The organism is Paracoccus binzhouensis, from assembly GCF_016446475.1.
In the GTDB taxonomy this organism is placed as follows: Bacteria; Pseudomonadota; Alphaproteobacteria; order Rhodobacterales; family Rhodobacteraceae; genus Paracoccus; species Paracoccus binzhouensis.
This window is the reverse complement of record NZ_JAEHFP010000197.1, coordinates 1-3,886: the sequence shown is the minus strand read 5'-3', so window position 1 is coordinate 3,886 and position 3,886 is coordinate 1. Positions and strand designations below refer to the sequence as shown.

General features: G+C 60.4%; 5 protein-coding genes and 2 pseudogenes. 2 read left to right on the top strand and 5 right to left on the bottom strand.

Going from position 1 to position 3,886, the window contains the following annotated elements:
• Nucleotides 1-750, top strand: a pseudogene (locus tag I9P22_RS23535) (hypothetical protein); the annotation flags it as partial.
• A gap of 40 nt (nt 751-790) precedes the next feature.
• Here I9P22_RS23535 and I9P22_RS23530 read toward each other — a convergent pair.
• Together I9P22_RS23530 and I9P22_RS23525 are read right to left on the bottom strand one after the other, a co-directional pair.
• Complete coding sequence (locus tag I9P22_RS23530) at nt 791-1,171, bottom strand: hypothetical protein (protein ID WP_199262596.1); 381 nt, start codon at nt 1,169-1,171, stop codon at nt 791-793.
• Entirely contained in the window at nt 1,171-1,821 is a 651-nt protein-coding gene (locus I9P22_RS23525; RefSeq protein ID WP_332909065.1) for a recombinase family protein, read from the bottom strand. The genes I9P22_RS23530 and I9P22_RS23525 overlap by 1 nt, the downstream gene beginning before the upstream one ends.
• Before the next feature lie 19 nt (nt 1,822-1,840).
• On the opposite strand from I9P22_RS23525, the gene I9P22_RS23520 reads away from it, so the two are divergent.
• Nucleotides 1,841-2,122, top strand: a complete 282-nt coding sequence (locus I9P22_RS23520) for a hypothetical protein (RefSeq protein ID WP_233253564.1) — start codon at nt 1,841-1,843, stop codon at nt 2,120-2,122.
• Between the two features lie 11 nt (nt 2,123-2,133).
• On the opposite strand, the gene I9P22_RS23515 is transcribed toward I9P22_RS23520, so the two are convergent.
• The 3 genes and pseudogenes from I9P22_RS23515 to I9P22_RS23505 all read right to left on the bottom strand — a co-directional run.
• Nucleotides 2,134-2,850: a hypothetical protein gene (locus I9P22_RS23515; protein WP_199262594.1), complete on the bottom strand. Its 717-nt coding sequence runs from the start codon at nt 2,848-2,850 to the stop codon at nt 2,134-2,136.
• Nucleotides 2,847-3,701 (bottom strand): BREX-3 system phosphatase PglZ, encoded by an 855-nt coding sequence (gene pglZ, locus I9P22_RS23510; RefSeq protein WP_199262592.1) that lies wholly within the window; start codon nt 3,699-3,701, stop codon nt 2,847-2,849. Before pglZ ends, I9P22_RS23515 begins: the two co-directional genes overlap by 4 nt.
• A gap of 104 nt (nt 3,702-3,805) precedes the next feature.
• Nucleotides 3,806-3,886, bottom strand: a pseudogene (locus tag I9P22_RS23505) (IS5/IS1182 family transposase); the annotation flags it as partial.

Here is a 3,886-nt window from a genome sequence, read left to right as displayed (position 1 = left end):
ATTGCGTGCCAAGGTCACCTCCCACGTAGAGATGATCTTGAATCACAGCCAGACGCGCAGGGGAATCCTTTTTGTCAACACAACCTAAATGTCAGCTATAGGCTGCCCCCGGACGCTCTGAACCTAGCACGGAACTTCGCCGAGGCTTTCCTGCCGAAAGAAGTGATTGATCTTCCTGAGCCGGAGCAAGGATCGCTAGATCTCTACCCCTGCCATCTTCGCTGGGTGCAGTGCGACCCAGAGAACGCGGAGACGGTTTGCTCGGACGAAATCCTCTACTTGATGCGCCAAACCGGAAAGAACGGTTTGGCCAATGCGGATATCACCATGCTGGCCGGAGATATGAAGTCCGGAGCCGGCGTCGTGGAGCGCCTTTCGGAATATCGCATTCATGCAGTTGACACCTTCGGCGTAGATCATCGCCGCCGAAAGATGGGGTTCTACATGGGCGATGCCAAGATCAAGGCAACGACCTTGCACAGCTTCAAGGGTTGGGAATCGCGCCTCCTCGTCGTCTACGTCACCGAGGCTGCGCACGCCGAAAGCTTGGCTTTGGTATATGCTGGCTTGACCCGGCTGAAGAGAAGTCAAGAGGGGAGTTGGCTAACAGTCGTGTGCTCGGCGCCCGAGCTATCAGAATACGGGCGGACGTGGCCGCAGCATAAAGACATCACGAAGCCAAAAGCATTGGACGAGAATCCCTACATCAAACCAATGGAAGGGATCATCAGGATTGGGTCGAAGACTTAATCTCTTTCGATTGGACGCTCTTGATGCAATTGGTCGGCATTCAGTCGAACACCCGCGCTGGTTGGTCCTCCCATGGGAAGGACGCCACGAAGCACAGGTCGTAGATGCTGATTGTCGAGGGCTCGCGGTGGACGACCAGCCGCTCGAACACATCGGGCGCGAGCCAGGCGAGGCGAAGTAGGCGGCTGACGTAGCGGTCGGAGAGGCCCTCGTCGGCAGCGAGATCGGCGAGCGTGGCGACGTCGCCGCGCTCCAGCCGCTGCCGCCAGCACCAGGCACGTCCGATGGCGCGCAGCAGGTGGGGATCCTGCCCGCGTCCCATGGCGGCCTCGACATCCTTCGGCGGCAGGATCCGGGGGCGGCCGCCGCGGTGGCGGAGTTCGAGCGGGATGTGGGCGCGCAGGGTGTCGGGCGCTAGCATCAGGCGACCTCCTTCTTCGGCGGGGCCATCAGCGCGGCGATGGCGCCGAGGCCGTCATGGCGCAGGTCGATCGCGAGACCCGCCTCGCTCACCGTGATGCGCGCGACCAGCAGCTGGACGATGCGCGCCTGCTCGGCCGGGATGAGCGCCTTCCACAGATCGTCGAACTGCGCCAGCGCGGCGACGACGATGGTCTCATCGAGATCGGGGCGGTCCTTCCGCACCGCCCGCGCGGTGCGCGCGGCCACCTCGGGCGTGCGCAGCATCCGGCGGATTTCGCCGATGACGGCGTCCTCGACCATCGCGCCCGGCAGACGCTGGGGCCCGCGCAGCTCGGCCGCTGGGCGTTTCCGGATCACGTCCATGGACGTGTAGTAGCAGTAGCGCTTGCCCTTCCGCTTGGTGTGGTGTGGCGTCATGGCGGCGCCCGTCTCGGTGAAGATCAGCCCGCGCAAGAGCGCAGGCTGCGCCGTGCGCGCCACCGCCGCCCGGGCGACACGGTTGTTGGCGATGACCTCGTGGACCTCGTCCCACAGCTTCTGGTCGATGATCGCCTTGTGCTCGCCGGGATGGACCTCGTCCTTGTGTACAGCGAGGCCGAGATAGACCTTGTTGTGCAGGAACTTCAGCAGGTAGCCCCGGTCGAACACGGCGCCGCGCTTCGTGCGGATGGACGGAACCTACCTCTTCGGTGCGACGCTCCTCTACAAGATCAACGCCAGCGCCACGGCCCGCATGCGCGGGCGGCTCGTGCTGAACGGCACGACCGAAATCCGCGGCTCGATGGGGGAAATCTCCGCCACCCACGTCTCGCTCGCCACCGCCATCTGGCTGCAAACCATGGTACCGCTGACCGCGGGCGATACCGTCGAGCTTCAGGGGTATTTCCGGGTCGCGGACGGCTACTTCGCCGCCGATCAGACGTCCTTCTGGGGCTGCAAGATCGGCTGAGCGGATTCAGTTCAGCTCGAAATCGCAACGACTTGGTTACCTGCGCTGTCAACGCGAATGTCGAGCGTTTCGCATCCGGACAAAATATACGAAAGAGATCCTCCCAGCCGGAATGGAAAAAGCAGAGGGTTGGCCTCAATGGTCGCGACGGATAGGGCTCGACCTGCGTGGCGTAGACAGGCCTCAACTAGCCACGAAACCACCGGTGATCCTTCGAGATCAATGGGCGACTTTCGAACAATCTGCTTCCCCTTATTCGGTCTGTCGATGGCGCCCCAATCTGCTTGTGATTGCAAAACCATATTGGTCATGCGGCGCGTTCCCTCTCGCTCCCCATAGACCTCCGCCATCCGTCTATGCACTTCGGCCGAGGTGCATTCGCCCTGCAGTGCTGTCAATCGGCCAACAATTTCCGCAACCCGTCCAAAGATTGGATAGCACGCCAGTGCCATGCCCCAAGTGAGAGCGGAAACGGAAGACTCAGGCGCATCCCGGTAAATCCGAACGCCCCGATCCGCGAAACTTACCAATTCTGGAAGCGGTTCCAGCCACAGGCGATTAAGCACAGTGCGAGTCTTCTTCTTGGCGGCGGGCTCTGAGTGAGAAGCGTCGAGGAGCTCTGTCAGCTCCTCAATACTCGCCATACCCGCTCTGACACGCAACGCTACCCTTGCCCACTCAAGTTGAATGAAGCGGTCAAAGCCAATCTGAGGGGATAGAGATTTCATGTTGCCGTTCTCGTCATTGTAATTTTTACGAACGGAACGATCAATTCTTCGACGGAAGCCCCACCGTGTGCAACGATCTGATCTCCTTTCGGAACGAACGCACCGCGCGTGTCGGCATATACCGGGAGGAAATCGGGCGGTAGTCCAGCACTATCGAACCGAAACGCGTCAATCTCGGGAGGAACAGACGCTGCCAAGCTTTCGCTGCGATAGGTTCGTACCCGTTCGCCCCGGACCTCGGAGACTGCGCCTTGGTTGAGGCGTCCGATCCCTTCGGCGTCAACGTTCCCGTGGTCCGCTGTAAGGTATATTTGATACCCGTGATCGGCGAAGAGCCGCACCAGCTTTTCGACGAAACCAGTTTCGCACCATGCCTTGATCTGCCCGGCAATTCCACGCTTTCCCAACATGGCCCCGTGGACGATTTCATCGATCATGTCGACGACCAGGCCGACGACCTTCGTCGACGGTTTTGATATCACTTCCTCAAGCTCGATCAGCTGACCCGTATTCTTCAAGCCTTCCTGGAAATAGATTTCTGATGGGCGAAGGCCGTGATCTTGCCAGAAGCGCGCCCAGAGGGATGGCTCTTTTGATGTCACCTCGATTGAGTTGGCGAACTCGCGGGGCTTGAGGCCGGAGAATAGAGCTTGGCGTGAGACAGACGTGAGTGTGGGCAACCAAGCGAAGCACCCGCTGTCATCAGAGGAGAAGCTGGGAATGCTGTCGGCGAGATGCTCTCGGATCTGAATCCACTGATCCATTGCAAGGCCATCGAATACAAGAAGCGCCACCCGATCCTCACCGGCGCTTCGCCGCAGAGCGAGATAACGGGGAACGTGATGGACCATTACCGGCCCTTTCGCAGCCGGAACCCTCGCCACCAGCGTCCGTCGAGATCAGAATGCGGATATCGCGAGAGAACGATTGCAGCGCCCGGGTTCGGGCTTCTAGGTCATGTTGACAAATGGCGAAGCCAGAGCCTGATGCAGGCGATGTCGATGAAGCCGAGGAAACTGTCTGCGGTTTTGTCGTA

Coding starts and splice junctions, on each gene's coding strand:
- I9P22_RS23530 (WP_199262596.1), bottom strand. CDS start 1,171: ATGCTAGCGCCCGACACCCTGCGCGCCCACATCCCGCTCGAACTCCGC.
- I9P22_RS23520 (WP_233253564.1), top strand. CDS start 1,841: ATGGACGGAACCTACCTCTTCGGTGCGACGCTCCTCTACAAGATCAAC.
- I9P22_RS23515 (WP_199262594.1), bottom strand. CDS start 2,850: ATGAAATCTCTATCCCCTCAGATTGGCTTTGACCGCTTCATTCAACTT.
- pglZ (WP_199262592.1), bottom strand. CDS start 3,701: ATGGTCCATCACGTTCCCCGTTATCTCGCTCTGCGGCGAAGCGCCGGT.